Raw genomic sequence first — 17,750 nt, 5'->3', positions numbered from 1 at the left:
CTTACTCGTTTATTTTTTCTGCAATCCGCAATTTTGCGGATCTTGACCGGTTATTGTGTGCAAGCTCTTCTTCTGTTGGCAGAATCGGTTTTCTTGTAATCAGCTTCAGTATCGGCTCCATCCCGTCTGGAATCACCGGCAAATTCGGCGGCAGTTCCGGGAGGGACGAGGCTTCTTTGAAAATCGCTTTGCAAAGCCGGTCTTCAAGGGAATGGAAGGTGATGACACTGATTCTTCCCCCGATGGCCAATAGATCAATTGCATCCTGCAGCGATGTCTCAGCAGCGCCAAGTTCATCGTTTACTGCAATTCGAATCGCTTGAAATACCCGTTTCGCAGGATGTCCGCCTTTGCGGCGGGCAAAAGCAGGAATACCGTCTTTGATGCATTCGACTAGTTGCCCCGTTGTTTCAATGGGTTGCTTTTCTCGTGCAGCCTCGATTTTGCGGGCTATCTGTTTAGAGAATTTTTCTTCACCGTAGCGGTAGAAAATTCTTACCAAGTCTTCAAAAGACCATTCGTTGACGACGTGATAGGCGCTCAATTCAGCGCTTTGGTCCATTCTCATATCCAGTGGCGCGTCGTTATGGTAGCTGAAACCGCGTTCCGGAGTATCTAATTGCGGGGAAGAAACGCCGAGGTCATAAAGAATGCCATCGACTTTTTCCACTCCACGCATTTCCAGCTCTTCTTTTAAAAACTTAAAGTTGGCATGGATGAATGTAATTCTATGTAAGTAATCTTGCAGTTTTTCTTTTGCATGAGCCAGTGCCGTCGCGTCTTGATCAAAGCAATACAAATGACCTTGGTCAGATAATTGCTGAACCAAATATTCGCTGTGGCCTGCGCCGCCCAGCGTACAATCCACATATATGCCGTCAGGACGAACGTTCAGACCATCGACAGTTTCATGCAGTAAAACCGTGGTGTGGTTGAACAATCCATTTCCCCCGTTCATTTTTAAAAGTCAAAATCAGTTAAATTTTCCGCGATTTCGTTAAAGGAATCTTCAGAAGCTGCAAAATAGCTTTCCCATGAATCTTTTGCCCATATTTCAAAACGGTTGGACACACCTAAGATGATGCATTCTTTTTCAAGTTTCGCATAAGAAATTAATGTCGTCGGTATATTGACGCGTCCTTGCTTATCAAGTTCCACTTCTGTAGCTCCTGAAAAAAAGAAACGTGTAAAAGCACGAGCGTCTTTTTTGGTGACCGGCAGCTCTTTCAGCTTTTCTTCAATTTTCTGCCATTCGTCCATAGTGTAGCCAAATAAGCATTGATCCAGGCCTCGGGTAATGACAAATTGGTCACCCAGCTGCTCACGAAACTTTGCTGGAACGATTAACCGTCCCTTCGCATCAACGCTATGTTGATATTCGCCCATGAACATACCCTTCACCCCACTTATTGTACTAAATGTACCACAATCCCCCACTTGTCACCACTTGTTTTTGAAATATTTCACGTTTGTTACATTAAAATGTCTCAACAAGTTATTTTGACATAAAAAAAGCCTGCGAATGCAGACTTTTTGACAATTATAACCAAATAATTTTATGATTTTTATCATACTTCAATGGCAATGCCAGAAGATCTTTTACGAGTCCACTTCCGTATTGATTCATATAAATAAACGGGCTATAGATTCGTTCTTGGAACCCACCATTCGGCAGCAACTCGTTTTCAATGGCAGCGTAATGGCCAAACTCAATGCTATTTTGAAGCACCACTTCATCTTCCAGTTTATTCTTCAAAAAACTTAATTGCTTAACGTGCAATTGCAGATTTTTTTCCACAATCGGCGTTAATCCCGTGCTGATGGTAGAGAACTTTTTATGGATCTCTTTGTATGCTTTTTCGACCTGGTTCTGCAGCTCCGCAATCAGGGCCTCGGCTTCCTTTTCACGGATCGATTCCATCAACTCATTTCTTTTGATGGCCACTTGCCGCTCGTTGACCACTGCAGCAAAATCCAAATTGTACTTTTCTAAAAGACGCTGCGTCTGGCGGTTCACTAAAGTCAGGCTTAAGCGCGGCATAACAACCGGCAGTTCCATGCCGAACAATTCGAAAGCGCCTTTGAAAGCTGCCCAATAAGCGATTTCTCCAGGGCCGCCTACAAAAGCCAGCACCGGGAAGACCATTTCCTGCATCAGCGGTCGTGTCACCACATTATTGCTCAGCAGTTCAGGAGTCTTTTCAGCTATATCCAAAAGCTGTTGCTTTGTAAAGCGGATGGCACCGTTGTTCGCAACAAACTCCCCGTCTTGGCGCTCTAGCAGCAAGCGTTCCCCCTTCACTGTAATAAACAAATGGGCTGCGTTTTCTTCGGCTCCGATGACGGCACTATAGCCGTCCTTCGCCAATGATCGCTCAGCGGCTGCAACCGTTTCCGCAATTTCGGCGGATCGTTCAATCATCTGTTTGAAATAAGGAGACTCATAGTTGCGAAGATTTTCATCTGCCGCATCGATATACAATAGTCCTTCTTCCTTGAAAAAATGATCGAGCAGGCATGCGAAGAAATCGGTGAAGGATACAGATTGTTCCAACAAACCGAAAACCAGGCCATGGATTTCTTTGGTATGTTCGGTTTCGGGAAGACTGCGGAAATACTCTTCCAGAAAAGAAGCGATCTTCGGTTTATTCAGCGTGGCAGAAGAAGCGGAATGCTTTCCATATTCAGCGTGCGGAATGTTTAATTTATCCACTCGTCCATTGACTTCTCTGTACAGATGGCTGATTTCAGCCAAATCGTGGTCTTCTCCGGCAATCCAAAATACCGGCACCACCTTGGTGTTCAGCTGCGCAGAAGCCTGTTTGGCCAGAACAATAACCGATATTGCTTTATGTACCGTATATAAGGGACCTGTTAAGAGGCCTGCCTGTTGGCCTGTCACAACCACCGGCGCACCTTCTTCGAAACTCTTCAAATGCCGTTCTGCTGATTCGGACAATCCATTCCGTCCCATGTATTGACGCAAAACGCCTGACAGTTTGATGCGATCGACAGAATGGCTTTGAAGCTTCTTCAATCGCCCTTCAAGTGACTGCATTTGCGGATCATATGAAAAATACTGGCGGATGGCCGGTCTGCCATTTACATAATCACTCATCAATTTACTGGCCGGTTCTATATATTGTTCCTCTACCTTCATGAAAAAAAGTCCCCTTTTCCCTTTACATTTAAAATCTACTATATCAAACGCATCTCCTAAAGAAAAAAAATACGCCTGCTAAACTGATTCAATGATGATCATTACCAGTCCGGCCAGCCATACAAACGCATAAGCGAAAGCCAATAGCAGAAAGCAGGTTCTCCATAATTTCCGGAAAAACGGGATGATTTCAATTTCTTTGGCGGTTCTCCATTCGATGACCAGCAAGACGATCGCCAATACAAGTGCCACGAAATAAACAATCGCAGATACAGAATAGCCCCATAGGAAGTCTACCGACGCAGGTACGGAAAAAAATAGCAAGAAAGTGGTGATATCAGATGCCACACCAAGCGCTTTCCGTTTTTTCTTTCTTAAAAACAAAAAATAAACAAAGATGAAAAGAAGAAAGGGAATATAAAGAAAAATCGTTCCAATTGTATGTAATAGCGTCATTTTTCTACCTCAACAGTTTTTAATAGGTGATAGAAAGCCTTGAATAAAGGCAATTCCAATTTGGAACGATTCAATACATACAGCATCAATCCTTCAACTTCCATCGGATCGCCTGCCAAGCGATCTGTCAACATTGCCGATGCTCGTTCTGGCTCTGCTGCACAGAATGCAGCCACTTTCTCAATCGGCTGCAGCGATTCAATTTCAGGAAATGCCAAATAAAGTTCGTTGTACAGGTTTCTGAACAATTCATATGCATGTGGATTGGTGATCAATTCACCGTTGCGGATTTTCATCAACGCTGTCAATGGATCGATCAAGCTGCTGAACAGCAAGCTTTCAAAAAGCTGCTCTTCAATCGTCTCCACCCAATTTGTCTGCCAGGCAGAAGATTCAAGAAGCGGCTGAAACTCTTCCATATGGCCTTTTACCAAACCATAGGTGACGTGTGCAGTTTTGTTGAAACTAATTTCCGTATTGCTCAACTTGACGCAATCTGTTTCCAAAACAGCTGCTGCAATATGGCGATGCGACAAAGTTCTGGCTTTTTCCAAAAACAGCATCCCTTGCTGAAGGAAAACAATCCGGTTGCTTGGACAGCGGATTTTCAGAAGCCTTAAAATCGGCTGAAGATCTTCGTACTTCACCGTCAGAAGAATAAAAGCGTCCGGATCGATCTGCTCAATATCCGTGTAGGCTTTTATATACTGCCGGTCCTTGCCATGTATGATTCCCTGCTCGTTGATCGACGCAGCTTGTTCTTCATGCTCCGTGACCACTTGTACATCATGGCCCGCTTTTTTCAATAGATAGGCTGGCAGCATTCCGTTGGCCCCAGCTCCGATAATTGCATATTTCATAGAATCACTCCTTACAGTGCCACAGTTTCTTAAAAAAGAAGCCTGCCCATATTAGGCAGACTTCCAATAATAAACTTTATTATACAGGATAAATCGGATGTTTTCGATATGGCAATGGCAAATCTTTTGTTTCATAAAAAGACAGGCGTTGAGAAAGAACCGAACGCAATTGATGCGGCGCGACAATTTCATCAATGATCAATTCAGATGCCAGACGATAAATATCGATCTCCTCTTTGTATTCTTGATGTTTTTGCTGTACGTACTGAAGGCGTTCTTTCGGATCTTCGATGGCTTCAATTTTATTCGAGTAAACGGCATTTACCGCCGCTTCAGGACCCATCACTGCAATTTGCGCTGTCGGCAACGCGATGCAGACATCCGGTTCGAAGGCTGGGCCTGCCATCGCATAGAGACCGGCTCCGTAGGCTTTGCGGACAATGACAGAGATTTTCGGCACTGTCGCTGAACTCATTGCGGCGATGAACTTGGCACCATGGCGGATGATGCCGGCACGTTCGACTTTTGTGCCGATCATAAAGCCTGGAACGTCTGCCAGGAACAACAACGGAATTGAAAATGCATCGCAAAGGTTGATGAATTTTGCTCCTTTGTCGGCTGAATCACCGAATAGGACTCCCCCTTTAACCTTTGGCTGGTTGGCAAGAATGCCGACCACCTGGCCGTCGATACGTGCAATTCCGGTAATCAATTCCCCAGCGAACAGCTTTTTGATATCAAAAAAGCTGCCTTCATCGACTAATTGATCAATCAGTTCATACATGTCAAACGGCGCATTTTGGTTTTCCGGGATAATTGCTTCCAGCGAACGCCCTGCTTTGGCTGCTTTTGCCTCAATCTTTTCAGGCTTGACGGCAAAATTAGACGGGAAATTCGTCAAATAGCGGCGCGCTTCAGAAATTGCTTCTTCTTCCGTCGCCACTAAGACATCGCCGACGCCACTGACGGTGCAGTGCATGCGGGCTCCACCCATCTCTTCTAGCGTCACTTTTTCTCCGATGACTTTTTCCGCCATACGAGGCGACCCCAAATACATCGAGGCATTGCCCTCAACCATGATGACGATATCACAGAAAGCCGGAATATAGGCACCTCCTGCAGCAGATGGACCGAACAATAAGCACACTTGCGGAACCATTCCGGACATTCTCACCTGATTATGAAAAATTTTGCCTGCTCCCCGGCGATTTGGGAACATATCCAGCTGATCTGTGATCCGGGCTCCCGCAGAATCCACCAAATAGAGCATCGGCACTTGCATTTTTTCAGCTGTTTCCTGGATGCGGATGATTTTTTCTACTGTACGCGAACCCCATGACCCGGCTTTGACCGTTGAATCGTTGGCCATTACACAAACGGTTTCCCCGTTGACTTTCCCAATGGCTGTAATAACGCCATCCGCCGGAAGATCTTCTGCTTCGACATTGGCAAAACGTCCATCTTCCGCATAGTTCTCGTCATCAAACAATAACTTCAAACGATCACGGACAAATAATTTATTGCTTTCTTTCAGTTTGTCGTGGTATTTTTGCTGCCCCCCAGCAAAAATTTTCGACAGTTTTTGTTCCAAGCGTTCGTTATACCCTGTTGTTTCAGTCGTTTTCGTCATCTCACTGTCCCCTTTGCAATAAAATCGATTATCCCGCTTTAACGGGCAGTAAGACTCCCGCTTCTGCAAGCGGGAGATCCACTGACCGTAAAAGTCCGATTGGATCGGGCCGACAGGATGCCGGTTACATAGGCATTGCCGCAGGAAGCGGCAATGCCTATGTTCTGCTTTTTATCAGTGGGGGATGAAGAAACCCCCCCACTGATTGAAGTTTCTCTTTATTCGCCGACAGTCAACAGCAAATCGCCTTCGTTGACAAAGCCGCCAACTTCGACATGAACTTTCTCGACTTTTCCGCCAAATTCAGCTTCCACTGGAATTTCCATTTTCATGGACTCGATTGTCAAAACAGCTTGTCCAGCCGTTACCGCTTCCCCTTCAGCCGCCAATACGTTTAATACCGTTCCTGCCATAGATGCTTTCAATTCTTTCATAATGTGTGTTCCTCCTTTGTTTTTTCCATCCATTGCGGCAATACCGCAGTTGCGTAATCACCTGAAATAAATTCTTCTGACCTAATAAATTCCTTAAATAAAAGAATATTGGTTTTTACACCAGTAATTGTAACATGATTGAAAAAAGTCTGTGATTTTGACAAAGCATCAATCCGGTCGGTTCCGCGGATGATAATTTTTGAAATCATCGGATCGTAGAAAGGCGTCACTTGGTTGCCTTCTTCGTAACCCGTTTCAATACGTGCGCCTTCTCCCCATTGAAGCTTTTCGAGCTTACCTGGAGATGGGAAAAATGTTTTTGGGTCTTCAGCATACACGCGGTACTCAATGGCATGGCCTTTTGTCTGTATGCTGTCCTGAGAAGGCAATTCTCCTCCATCAGCTACAGTCAGCTGCCATTCAACAAGATCCAGCCCTGTCACTTCTTCGGTGACAGGATGCTCGACTTGCAGACGCGTATTCATCTCCAGGAAATAAAAGTTATTATCCTGGTCGACGATAAATTCGACGGTTCCCGCATTGGTGTAGTTAACCGCTTTTCCTGCCTGCAGCGCAGCTTCGCAAAGCCTTTCGCGGACATCTTGCGGCAAATTCGGCGAAGGCGATTCTTCAATCACTTTCTGGTTGCGGCGCTGGACTGAACAATTCCGTTCGTATAAATGAACAAGATTGCCATGGTGGTCGCCGAAAATCTGAACTTCAATATGGCGGGCGTCAGCAATAAATTTCTCCAAATAAACCACATCGTCTCCAAAATAGGCCTTGGCGCGGTTTTTAACAGAGACAAACTGTTGAGTGAGCGCTTGCTCACTTTCACAGCGCACCATACCGATTCCACCGCCGCCTGCACTGGCTTTCAGCATCAATGGATAACCGATAGCTTCAGCTTCCTGAATTGCTTCTTCCAGTGTGGCCACGCCTTCTTCAGTACCGGGAACCACTGGCACCCCAGCCTGGATCATGGTTCTTCGGGACTCGATTTTATCCCCCATCTTTTCGATGATATCGCTTGAAGGTCCGATAAAGACCATCCCGGCTTCTGCCACGCGACGGGCAAAACCGGCATTTTCCGACAGCAGGCCATATCCCGGATGGATGGCGTCCACACCGTGTTTTTTAGCTTCTTCAATAATTTTATCGATTTGCAGGTAAGACTGTACGACCGGATTTGGACCGATCAGTACAGCTTGGGTCGCTTCACTGACGTAAGGCAGATCCCCATCTGCCTCAGAATGAATAGCAACCGTCTCGATACCGAGTCGTTCGCAGGTCCGAATGATTCGGCGTGCGATTTCTCCCCGGTTCGCGATCAGGATTTTTTTCATATTAGAAATACCCCCTATGTTTTCTCCCTTCTATAGCATATACGAATTTTGTAAGCGATTTCAACTATTCATTAAAATATTTCTTTTTAAGTAGAATGAAACATAAAATTATTCTCTCAAATCGCCAAGCCCATGTTATGTGGAGCTATGACCCGGTCTACTCTTCAAGCGCGCCACACCCGGACTTTCTGAAGAATTCCATAAAAAAAAACCCCTTCGAAAAGGGATTTCATTTTTTCGTTTTATTGAGGAAGCCATCGACTGCATCATGATGGGCGTCTTTCTCCCATAAAATAGCGCATCTTCTAACTTCCTGTTCCACACGTTCTTTCAAATCGGTCTTCTGCCATTTGCGGATGGCCATTTCCTTATAGGCGCGGTGAACGTCGGGATGGACTTTCTTCATCGATTTGAAAAAGTCAATGATATCTTGGTCACTGCGAATAATAGCTGATGCCCAACCGGACTCTTTTAATTCAGACGCTGTATATACCTTAGCTTCACTGAGCATTTGCAACGCTTTATCATGCTGCAAGGTTTCCAGAAGATATGTTCCGCCTCCCCAGCCGCTGGTGATGGCTAGCGTGCCTTGGATAAAGCCGCACTTGGCATGATCCCATACAAGCCTGTAATCGCACGCTGTGGCGATTTCACAGCCGCCGCCGACTGCTGCACCATTAACAACTGCCACAACCGGTACAGGCAGTGTTTTGATTGAATAGAGCACTTCGCTCATGCGCTTCAGCATGCCGTATGCCTGTTCTTCCGTTCGAAGGGCATGGAATACCGACAGGTCGCCGCCTGAACAAAAGGCCTGCTTGCCGGCAGCTGTGATGATAACGGCCCGGACAGAAGGATGCTGTGCCTTTTCCACCAATTCCTCCAGTCCCATTGTGACTTCATCGTTGATGGCGTTGCGGATATGGGGCCGGTCAATCGTAAATGTCATAATTCCCTCTGTAAGGTTGATTGTATAAGACAATAGAATTCCTCTCTTCTGCCAATTTTTCTGTTGGCGGTTAAATCCGCCACTTGCTTATGTATAGAGAAAAAGGCTATCGAGAGCCATGGCCTCTCAATAGCCTTTCAGCAGCAAATACTGTTTTATTTGCTTGCTACTACTTCTTTCCCTTTGTATGATCCACATGCTTTGCAGACGTGGTGAGCCAATTTACTTTCGCCACAGCTTGGGCAAATTACCATGCCCGGCACTGACAATTTAAAATGTGTACGGCGTTTTCTTTTAGCGGTTTTGGACGTTCTTCTAGCTGGTACAGCCATTGGTGACACCTCCTTACACTAATTCTATTCATCTGACTGATCAAAATACTTTGCTAAATCAGCAAGTCTTGGATCCGGTTTTGGTGGTGCCGCTTCTTTCTCAGCTTCGTACTCTTCGTCTGTTGAATACGACCAATCATTCCCGCCTTTGATGACGGCCTGATCAGCGTCTTCCTTAAACACCTGAATCGGTATTTCCAGCAAAACTAATTCTTCCAGTATCGGCTGAAGATCAATGATCTCAGTTTCTACAGGGTGAACATCGCTTAGCTTATCCTCTTTGGCATTTTCAGACCAATCGAAGACTTCAACCGAATCAACGTTTATCGGAAACTCAACATCCTCCCAAGTTCTGGCACAAGGCAGCGTAAGCATACCTTCGAGATGGATTTGGCACGTTAATTGTTGCGAACCAATTGTGCAATGTCCTGTAACATGTACAGGCGAAATTTCCCGAATATCGCTATTCCGTGATTTCACTGCATCCAAATGAACCATTTGGTCAATTGGCAGTCCGTCTTTGCGATGCTTTTGAAGCTGTTGAATCGCTATTTTCATAAGTAATCACCTCAAGACAACAAAGTTGATTATATAATGCACAGAAAAAGATGTCAAGAAAAAATCTTGTCACACTATTTCAAACATCGGTATACTATTGTTAATTCTACCAAAGAGGTGAGCAGATTGGAAGCTGTAGGAATTATTGTTGAATACAACCCTTTTCATAACGGACACCTCCATCACGCCCAGCAAGCCCGTAAAGAGTCAGGCGCCGACATCGTCATCGCAGCGATGAGCGGACAGTTCCTGCAGCGCGGGGAACCGGCATTCGCCGATAAATGGGCACGCACAGAGATGGCATTGGATGCCGGCATCGATCTGGTAATAGAACTTCCCTATGTGTATGCAACGGCTCAGGCCGCAGATTTCGCAAAAGGCGGCATCGCGCTGCTCGATGCCATCGGCTGCTCTTCTTTTTGCTTCGGCAGTGAACAGGGGGCTATTGAGCCATTCTTGAATTCACACCAATTGCTGACTGAACATGCGATGGCATACCAGCAGCTTATCCATGAAGCTGTCCAGACCGGCATCAGCTACCCCAAAGCACTGAATAACGCCTACTTGTCTTTGGTTGGCAATGGCACGGACTTTGCCGATTTGACGCAGCCGAATAATATTTTAGGTTTTCATTATCTGGAAGCCGCTCAAAAACTCGGCTCTTCCATAACCCCCCTGACCATCCAGCGTATAGGCGCCAATTATCATGACCCGATCCAAGCAGGACTGCCGATTGCCAGTGCCACCGGAATTCGCGATGCATTCTTTAAAGGAGACTCCGTCGAGGAATTATCGGCTTATATGCCAAAAACTTCGATTGCGTCATTAAAGAAAGCGGAAAAAGAATACGGTTCCTTCGGCAGCTGGGAACAGTTCTATCCTTTGTTGCGCTTTACAGTTTTGCGGGAAGGGCCTGAAAGGTTGAAACTGTATGCCGAAGTGACTGAAGGCATCGAAAATTTAATCTACCAGTCCGCCAAAACAGCAGACAGCTTTGAAGCGTTCATTTCACTGATTAAATCAAAACGGTTTACACGGACACGGATCCAACGGATGCTGACGCATATCTACACAGGCTTTACATGGCAGCTCCTGCGCTCATTTGAAGCTCCGGCTTATATCCGGCTCCTCGGCATGTCAGAAGCCGGGAGAAGCTATCTAAATCTGCAAAAAAAGAATATCAAGCTTCCTGTAGTGAGCCGTGCAGCTGAGCTGAACGATCCAATGGGGAAACTTGATATTCATGCTACTGCGATGTACTTGCAAGGTATGGGCTCCACTGAGTTAAAAAAAGAATTCACAACACCGCCGATTTACCGGGGCTGAAGTTCTTCCAAAAATGCCAAGGCATCTTCCACTGTATCGACGGGAACGATTTCCATCGCTGTCCCGATTTTTTCGGCCGTTTCCACAGCGATGGTATAGTTGCTGTCACCGCCGCCTTCCACTGCTGCGTTCGGTGCAAAGAAAATGTCAATGCCTGCAGAATCAGCAGCCATGATTTTTTGATCGATGCCGCCAATTCTGCCTACAGAACCATCGCTTTCCATGGTACCGGTGCCGGCGATATCATAGCCTTTAGTAATATCTTCATCCACCAGCTGGTTCAGGATCTCGAGTGTGAACATCAAGCCGGCGGAAGGGCCGCCGATGGTATCGGAATCGATTTTTACTTCGGGCGTTGTTTCAATCCTTTTATCTTCGACAAATGATATCCCGAGACCGACCCGTTCTGGATCCGTCGGCAACGGCGCCAATCCGATGTCTGTACTGATTTCGCGATCATCCCGCTCATAGAGCACTTCCACCTGTTCCCCGGCTTTTTTGTCGCTTAAATAATCGATGAATTCCTGCATTTCACTGAAGTTATTGCCATCCACTTCAAGAACACGATCTCCAGGCGCTAAAATGCCATCTGCGGCTCCCCCATTTAATACATTCAGGACAAAGACGCCATCGTTGCTGACTTCGTACGGCAACTCCGCCTGCTCAAATGCAATCTGCAATGCATTCACCTGTGAATCGGACATGAGCTTCAACTGACGCACATTGTATTCTTCATCGCTTTCATGCGGGCTTCTGACCTGCTCCGGCGGCATGACTTTGTAGCCATCCTGGAATTTTGCCCAGACATACAAAGCGGGAGTCGCCGTCAGCATGGAGACTGTCATTAGGCTGAGGCTTCCTTCATCGTCTTCATCGCCTCCTGCGACTTCTACAAGCGGTGACAGCTCGTATGCGCCTCCGGGTCTTGTGATATAGGCATCCAAACGATATGAAGACAGAAAGACCACCAGAGCCACCACCGCGACGAAAATGAGTAATCGTTTATTTTTCATCCAGTTCTTCCTTTCATTGGCTGAAATCGTTGCTGCCTTAAGCGTTGCATAAGAAAAAGCCACGAAATTCGTGACTCACTGAAATTTTGAATGAAGAGCCTTTTCAACCGCTTCGGGTACAAGACCGGTAATGCTGCCTTTGTATTTTGCCACTTCTTTAACAATACTCGAACTCAGGAACGAATATTGGTTGTTGGATACCATGAACAAAGTTTCGATATTTTCATTTAAGAACCGGTTCATGGATGTGATTTGCATTTCGTATTCAAAATCACTGACAGCTCGAAGGCCGCGAATGATAGCGTTTGCTTTTACTTCAACTGAGTAATCAATCAGCAATCCTGAAAAAGAATCCACTTTGACATTCGGAATCGATTGCGTCACTTGCGAAATCAGATCCATACGCTCGTTGACGTCAAATAAAGGATTTTTTGAAGAATTATTCATAACCACGACTTTCACTTCATCAAAAATAGTGGATGCGCGTTTAATGATATCCAGATGCCCCATTGTTATCGGGTCAAAACTCCCTGGAACTACAGCAATTTTAGTCAATGCGTTCTCCCTCTTCCCCCTGGTAACGGTAAATTGAAATGATGGTGCTCCCGTAAAGTTCTTTTTTATAGCGTTCAAAATATTTAGTGCGATCCGGAAGCTCCACTTCCTTGTCGTGCTCACAAACTATAATCGCATCTTTCGTCACGATTTCCAATTCTCCCGCTTTGTCCATCAAATCATAGGATTTTTTCAAATGATATGGAGGATCCAGGAACAACAACCTCGCCTGTACACCGTTCTTCTTTATGGCCTTGACTGCCCGTTCCGCATCGGCCCGAAATACTTCTGCCTGGTCCGTAAGGCGTGTCTTCTCCAAATTGCTTTGGATCGTTTCAACCGCTCGGCGGTCCTTGTCTGTAAAAATGACATGGTCAATGCCGCGGCTAAGCGCTTCAATGCCCAGTCCGCCGCTTCCGGCAAACAGGTCCAACGCAACCCCTCCATCAAAAAATGGGCCGATCATATTGAAAATGGATTCTTTCACTTTATCTGTCGTCGGTCTGGTGGAATTGCCAGGCACCGCCTTTAATGGGATCCCTTTAACCGAGCCTGCTACAACACGCATACTATCGCCTCTAACTTAAATGATTTTCTTGATGCATTTTACATGCATAATGGTAAAATGAAGACTGGAAAGGACGTGAAATGATGATACAACGTTTTATCGAACTCGGAGAAGGGTACGGAGATATCTATGAGCTCCGCGAACTCATCACAAGCAATCAACAGCGTTTCATGCATGGATTTGTTTTTCTCTCCACCAATCCGCAGGGACAGGATGTACTATCAATTGCTGCTGCATTCAAACCGGCTGCTGAAGGAAACTTCATGCCGATCTATATTTGCCGCGAAGGAATTCCAGTCAATTCCAAGCGGTTGGACGTATTTGAACAAGCGGTTGCTGCACTCGGACATACGCCGATCAAAATGGAAGTTAAACACTCTTCCGTTTATGCAGACAGAAAATTTTTCCACAACCACTTGATTTCCGTTTTAAGATTAAACCATTACATTCCGCCGATGCAATAATCACAAGCCAATCTTGTAATCATATTCTTTTGCTTTATCAGGCTTGGCATTTTCATATTCCGTTTTCAGGAATGGACGGTATGATTCGAGCACTTGTTTTACATAAGGCAATTTATTTAATTTCGTTTTGGTCGCTTCTATGACATCCTGGTCCATATACAGGACGACGTATTTCAATCTGCGGGAAATATAATGGACATGCCCAAATTTCCGCAGCGATTTAGCTTGTTTCAAATGATGCACATAGACAATGAGGCCTTGGCGATCATGCATAAGTATCCCTCTTTTCTTAGCTTCTAGAATACCATAGGAAAGAAAAAAGCCGCAACCGAATAGCGAGAAACTTCCATTGCTTCAGAAGTGGTTGATCCGCAGCTGATTTTTTCACTTGCAGACGCTGAAATTTTTCCGGTTGTTAAAGAGGGATAAAATGACAGTGCACCATTCAATTCGCTATACTGTTTTTATTACGGTATTTCAGGGAGGTAACAACAAGTATGGGTAAAAAGACAAAAATCGGCTTAGCAGCTGCGGCTGTCGGAGCTGCTGCGTGGGCAGGCTCTAAAGCATTGGCTAACCCCCAGCAACGGCCCGCAAAAGAAGTTTTGAATTACGAACGTCCAATCGTCCTGGCACATCGGGGCGGCAGCAAATTGGCGCCTGAAAACACGATGGCTGCATTCAATCGCTCAGCTGATCTTGGAGTCCATGGTTTCGAAATCGATATCCGTATGACCAATGATGAAGAAATCCTGGTTTTCCATGATGAATTCATCGACCGGACTACGGATGGGGCTGGCAGAGTTGCAGACATGTCGCTTGACCAGTTGAAGGCTTTCGATCTCGGCTATCATTTTATCGATACCGATGGCAACCATTCTTACCGCGGGAAAAACGAACGGGTTGTACTGTTGCGCGAACTGATTGAAAAATTCCCTCAAATGTTTATCAATATCGATATAAAGGACGATCCTGCAACCTATGAAGGCAGTTTAGTCCCTTCGAAACTATGGCGTCTGATCGATTCACTCGGAGCTCAAGACCGCGTGGTCGTGACTTCTTTCTTCGATGAACAAATTGACCGATTTAATTTATATGCACAAAACCGTGTAGCCATCGGCGCAGGCGAGAATGAAGTCAGAAAAGCATATACGGCCTACAATAGCCAGTTTGGCCATTTGTATCAGCCGCGGGCAGACGTTTTCCAGATTCCTGTCAAATCCTCTGTGTTCCGGTTGGATTCTCCCCGCTTTATTGCGTTCTTGGAGAGTTTGAATATTCCCGTGCATTACTGGGTCATTGATGAACAGGATGTAATGCGTGCTTTAATAGGCGCAGGAGCCAAAGGCATTATCACCGGACGACCGGATCTAGCCGTGGAAATCATTTCCGACATGGAATAAGAAACCGCATAAAAAAAGTGCAACGCAAGCGTTGCACTTTTTTTATGGACTTTGGTTCTAGAAGGCGATCATGCCGAACAAGAACAGCCGCCGCCTGTACCGCAACTTCCTCCACAGGAAGAATCGGATGAGAAAAATGGATTGGAAGAAGGGATTTTTACTGCCTCTGAAACAGATCTTCCAAGGATAAAACTCACTTGGTCCATCAGGTCCTGAAGCTCATTTTCAGCCAAGCGCAGATTGGCCACTTTTTCATTCAGGTCCAAGCGTCGTTTATCGACTCGGATCTGCTTCATCACCCGTGAGTACTCCGGATGATATTTCCCAAAACGCTGTACTTCTTCATATTGGTCTTTTAATCTGGCGAAAGCCTGGATTTCATCCGCAAGATTTTTATCATTATAGACAGAGGCATAAGCAGCCCGGTAAAGGTCAGCTTGCTCTGATTGTAAGATCATTTGGCCTAACTCATCTGCAAAGTCAGTTATTTCAGCCCATTCATAGGTCATAATCATAGCATTTTCCTCCTTTACGCTTTAATCATAGCAGATATTTTTGAATTTCACTACAGACTTGAAAGGATTGTCATCATGAACCCGATAACTCATCAATTGGAGCGCATTCTCGAAAATAGCAGCGCTGAAGATTTAGAAATTCTGACTGATTACCTGACAAATTTCGAAAAAAAACAGCAAGGTGAATTTGCTACCTATTTAAGTGCAAGTTTGGACATGACCCGTATTACAGACGACCAAGCTTCTATGGTGTCTATTCCAAATACTCCCCACATCCATAATAACGTAGGGATTCCCCATGGTGGGATTCTGGCAGTGCTGCTCGATACTGCGATGGGCACACTGGCAAACAGCAAATGCGATCCCGGATTTGCAGCTGTAACCACGACGCTGACGATCAACTATCTCACAGTGGCTGATGAAAAGAAAATAAGTGCACAGGCACGTGTGATTCGCAGTGGCAGACATACGATGGTACTGGAAGGAAATATCTTTCAGGAGGATGGAAAACATATTGCGACAGCAACCGGTTCGTTTTTCATCATCCCCAAAAAGGAAAAACCTGCTATTGCTTCTCAGCAGTAGCAGGCTCTTTTTCAAGGAAGGTCTGGGTATAGTACTTGCCGAAAACACCGACTCCCGTTTGGTTGTATTGTTGGCTGAGCAAAGTTTTACGATGGCTGTCCGAATTGGTCCAGCCATGCACTGTCTCCGCTGCATCGTAATAGCGTGTTGCCGTGTTGACAGCCGCTTGCTTAAACACGATATCTGCTTCTTGTAAGCGGGCATGCAGATCTTTGATTTCCATTTCCTCGGAGGAAAAATTCTGCTTAGCCATGTCTTCGCTATTCGCTTCAGCGACCTTGTTGGCTACAGGATTGACGGCCAATGGCTTGGTTTGATGATGCAACCGGTAAACATTGACTAAATCGACAATCTGTTTAGCATTCCCTTCATTGATGGATTGCTGAAGCGTTGAAGAGGGTGTTTGGATCGGCAATAATTCACCTGAATACATCATGTCATAAGGCTGGTGGCGTATTAAAGTTTCCGCGTCCATAAAACGGACGGCCTCCAATGAGCGGTCGATAGAGTCGATATACAATTGGGCATAAAGCCCGTCAAATTTGACCAGCAGCCGTTTGTCCAAGTCTTCCGCTGCAATATTGAAGGTATAGGTATTGGTTTCATACTTGATGGTGACTTCATTTTCTATAATAGTGAAACGGTACAAATCATCCAGGCTTTGTCCAATTTTATAGGGAGCTGCATCTGCTGCCGCTCCAGCGGTATAGACTTGGACGATTTCCCCTTCTTTCACGCCGATCATCGTAAAATGGGCGTATGATGCGTTATATATCCACCAGTCGTATCCAAAGGCAGATGGCTCAATCCGTTCGGGTTCTCCGTATCGCTCAACCCATTTGTCGCTGGACTCCCCGATATAGGTGGAGATGCCTGTGGCCGGCCGGTCGATATCCAGTGATTCATCCACAATATCTTCGTTCGGCAAAGGCTCTACCGTCCGCGGTGCTTCTAGAACGTCATTTTCGTTTATAGCAGGATCGAAATAAAATAAGCCGATTAGAACGATCGATAGAAAAATCATAATGCGCAGCAAGTCTTTCAACCGAACAGCCCCTTTGCTATTGTATCAACACTATTATAACAGCCGCCTTTACACTGACACAATCTAGCCATTGCAACAACTCAAATTATGATCTATTATTAAAGGAGCATTTAGTCTTTTTTGTTATAGAGGAGGAGAGATCCTATGTATTTTGAAAATACAGGACTTGAAAACATTCACGTAGATATTGCATTACTTGAAAGCATCATGAACAAACATGGTCTGACAAAAGAAGGACAATGGGATTACGAGCGTGTCACTTATGACCGCAAATTCATCGTACGCGAAGGCACATATTATCTGCGCGTATTCGCTTATGCTACTGACGGAGATGTTGATTCAAACGATGCCACTATGCGCGTCTTGAAGCCGGTACTCGGTAAACATTATTATCCGCATGGTGTTGAATATGGTGAAGACGAAGAGTTCCCAGAACACTTGGTTAAAACTTGTATCGGATTATTAGACTCCATCAAAAAGGATGTTCAATCTTTCGAAATCAATGTATAAAAATTCCGCAGTTCACTATTGAACTGCGGTTTTTTAAACCG

General features: G+C 45.4%; 22 protein-coding genes. 5 read left to right on the top strand and 17 right to left on the bottom strand.

Annotated features, from left to right (window positions below; translation table 11 throughout):
* Window position 1: 1 nt before the first annotated feature.
* The 11 genes from rsmH to QMA04_RS06085 all read right to left on the bottom strand — a co-directional run bounded on the left by rsmH (window position 2) and on the right by QMA04_RS06085 (window position 9,725).
* Window positions 2–940, bottom strand: coding sequence for a 16S rRNA (cytosine(1402)-N(4))-methyltransferase RsmH (gene rsmH, locus QMA04_RS06135; protein WP_191713989.1), 939 nt, complete (start codon window positions 938–940; stop codon window positions 2–4).
* Between the two features lie 20 nt (window positions 941–960).
* Entirely contained in the window at window positions 961–1,392 is a 432-nt protein-coding gene (gene mraZ / locus QMA04_RS06130; protein ID WP_191714492.1) for a division/cell wall cluster transcriptional repressor MraZ, read from the bottom strand.
* 148 nt (window positions 1,393–1,540) lie between these two features.
* Window positions 1,541–3,160 carry a bacillithiol biosynthesis cysteine-adding enzyme BshC gene (gene bshC / locus QMA04_RS06125; RefSeq protein WP_290184563.1) on the bottom strand — a complete coding sequence of 540 codons (1,620 nt, stop codon included), beginning with the start codon at window positions 3,158–3,160 and terminating at the stop codon, window positions 1,541–1,543.
* Between the two features lie 78 nt (window positions 3,161–3,238).
* Window positions 3,239–3,616, bottom strand: coding sequence for a DUF3397 family protein (locus QMA04_RS06120; protein ID WP_191713987.1), 378 nt, complete (start codon window positions 3,614–3,616; stop codon window positions 3,239–3,241).
* Complete coding sequence (locus tag QMA04_RS06115; RefSeq protein WP_191713986.1) at window positions 3,613–4,476, bottom strand: ketopantoate reductase family protein; 864 nt, start codon at window positions 4,474–4,476, stop codon at window positions 3,613–3,615. The genes QMA04_RS06120 and QMA04_RS06115 overlap by 4 nt, the downstream gene beginning before the upstream one ends.
* Window positions 4,477–4,555: 79 nt before the next feature.
* Window positions 4,556–6,106, bottom strand: a complete 1,551-nt coding sequence (locus QMA04_RS06110; RefSeq protein ID WP_191713985.1) for an acyl-CoA carboxylase subunit beta — start codon at window positions 6,104–6,106, stop codon at window positions 4,556–4,558.
* Window positions 6,107–6,324: 218 nt separating this feature from the next.
* Complete coding sequence (locus QMA04_RS06105) at window positions 6,325–6,540, bottom strand: biotin/lipoyl-containing protein (RefSeq protein WP_191713984.1); 216 nt, start codon at window positions 6,538–6,540, stop codon at window positions 6,325–6,327.
* On the bottom strand, window positions 6,537–7,886 hold the full coding sequence (locus QMA04_RS06100) for an acetyl-CoA carboxylase biotin carboxylase subunit (protein ID WP_290184559.1): 1,350 nt from the start codon (window positions 7,884–7,886) through the stop codon (window positions 6,537–6,539). Before QMA04_RS06100 ends, QMA04_RS06105 begins: the two co-directional genes overlap by 4 nt.
* 229 nt (window positions 7,887–8,115) lie before the next feature.
* Window positions 8,116–8,868, bottom strand: a complete 753-nt coding sequence (locus tag QMA04_RS06095) for an enoyl-CoA hydratase/isomerase family protein (RefSeq protein WP_191713982.1) — start codon at window positions 8,866–8,868, stop codon at window positions 8,116–8,118.
* 122 nt (window positions 8,869–8,990) lie between these two features.
* Window positions 8,991–9,167: a 50S ribosomal protein L32 gene (rpmF, locus tag QMA04_RS06090; protein WP_006828847.1), complete on the bottom strand. Its 177-nt coding sequence runs from the start codon at window positions 9,165–9,167 to the stop codon at window positions 8,991–8,993.
* A gap of 24 nt (window positions 9,168–9,191) precedes the next feature.
* A complete protein-coding gene (locus tag QMA04_RS06085; protein ID WP_191713981.1) occupies window positions 9,192–9,725 on the bottom strand; it encodes a YceD family protein in 534 nt (177 codons plus the stop codon).
* Window positions 9,726–9,851: 126 nt separating this feature from the next.
* On the opposite strand from QMA04_RS06085, the gene QMA04_RS06080 reads away from it, so the two are divergent.
* On the top strand, window positions 9,852–11,051 hold the full coding sequence (locus QMA04_RS06080) for a nucleotidyltransferase (RefSeq protein ID WP_191713980.1): 1,200 nt from the start codon (window positions 9,852–9,854) through the stop codon (window positions 11,049–11,051).
* On the opposite strand, the gene QMA04_RS06075 is transcribed toward QMA04_RS06080, so the two are convergent.
* The 3 genes from QMA04_RS06075 to rsmD form a co-directional block, all read right to left on the bottom strand.
* Window positions 11,039–12,064 carry a SepM family pheromone-processing serine protease gene (locus QMA04_RS06075; RefSeq protein ID WP_290184550.1) on the bottom strand — a complete coding sequence of 342 codons (1,026 nt, stop codon included), beginning with the start codon at window positions 12,062–12,064 and terminating at the stop codon, window positions 11,039–11,041. The genes QMA04_RS06080 and QMA04_RS06075 overlap by 13 nt on opposite strands.
* 75 nt (window positions 12,065–12,139) lie before the next feature.
* Entirely contained in the window at window positions 12,140–12,619 is a 480-nt protein-coding gene (gene coaD / locus QMA04_RS06070; protein ID WP_191713978.1) for a pantetheine-phosphate adenylyltransferase, read from the bottom strand.
* On the bottom strand, window positions 12,612–13,187 hold the full coding sequence (gene rsmD, locus QMA04_RS06065; protein ID WP_191713977.1) for a 16S rRNA (guanine(966)-N(2))-methyltransferase RsmD: 576 nt from the start codon (window positions 13,185–13,187) through the stop codon (window positions 12,612–12,614). Before rsmD ends, coaD begins: the two co-directional genes overlap by 8 nt.
* An 83-nt stretch (window positions 13,188–13,270) precedes the next feature.
* Here rsmD and QMA04_RS06060 point away from each other — a divergent pair, with 83 nt between their 5' ends.
* The gene (locus QMA04_RS06060) at window positions 13,271–13,651 is read left to right on the top strand and encodes a DUF7147 family protein (RefSeq protein WP_203339701.1); all 381 of its coding nucleotides are present in this window, start codon (window positions 13,271–13,273) and stop codon (window positions 13,649–13,651) included.
* Here the strand turns inward: QMA04_RS06060 and QMA04_RS06055 are convergent, their stop codons facing one another.
* A complete protein-coding gene (locus QMA04_RS06055; protein ID WP_191713976.1) occupies window positions 13,652–13,924 on the bottom strand; it encodes a YlbG family protein in 273 nt (90 codons plus the stop codon).
* A gap of 224 nt (window positions 13,925–14,148) precedes the next feature.
* Here QMA04_RS06055 and QMA04_RS06050 point away from each other — a divergent pair, with 224 nt between their 5' ends.
* On the top strand, window positions 14,149–15,054 hold the full coding sequence (locus QMA04_RS06050) for a glycerophosphodiester phosphodiesterase family protein (RefSeq protein WP_191713975.1): 906 nt from the start codon (window positions 14,149–14,151) through the stop codon (window positions 15,052–15,054).
* 68 nt (window positions 15,055–15,122) lie between these two features.
* Here the strand turns inward: QMA04_RS06050 and QMA04_RS06045 are convergent, their stop codons facing one another.
* Complete coding sequence (locus tag QMA04_RS06045) at window positions 15,123–15,569, bottom strand: YlbF/YmcA family competence regulator (protein WP_290184546.1); 447 nt, start codon at window positions 15,567–15,569, stop codon at window positions 15,123–15,125.
* A 75-nt stretch (window positions 15,570–15,644) separates the two neighbouring features.
* Here QMA04_RS06045 and QMA04_RS06040 point away from each other — a divergent pair, with 75 nt between their 5' ends.
* Complete coding sequence (locus tag QMA04_RS06040) at window positions 15,645–16,154, top strand: PaaI family thioesterase (protein WP_191713973.1); 510 nt, start codon at window positions 15,645–15,647, stop codon at window positions 16,152–16,154.
* Here the strand turns inward: QMA04_RS06040 and QMA04_RS06035 are convergent.
* Window positions 16,135–17,199: a CAP domain-containing protein gene (locus tag QMA04_RS06035; RefSeq protein WP_191713972.1), complete on the bottom strand. Its 1,065-nt coding sequence runs from the start codon at window positions 17,197–17,199 to the stop codon at window positions 16,135–16,137. The two genes, QMA04_RS06040 and QMA04_RS06035, sit on opposite strands and share 20 nt — an antisense overlap.
* A 144-nt stretch (window positions 17,200–17,343) precedes the next feature.
* Between QMA04_RS06035 and QMA04_RS06030 the strand changes: the two genes are divergently transcribed.
* On the top strand, window positions 17,344–17,709 hold the full coding sequence (locus tag QMA04_RS06030; RefSeq protein ID WP_191713971.1) for a YugN family protein: 366 nt from the start codon (window positions 17,344–17,346) through the stop codon (window positions 17,707–17,709).
* Window positions 17,710–17,750: the final 41 nt, after the last annotated feature.

Origin of the sequence: Planococcus sp. APC 3900, from assembly GCF_030407735.1 — a bacterium.
GTDB lineage: Bacteria > Bacillota > Bacilli > Bacillales_A > Planococcaceae > Planococcus > Planococcus notacanthi.
Note: the sequence above shows the minus strand (reverse complement) of the source record. Positions and strands in the feature narration are given on the sequence as shown.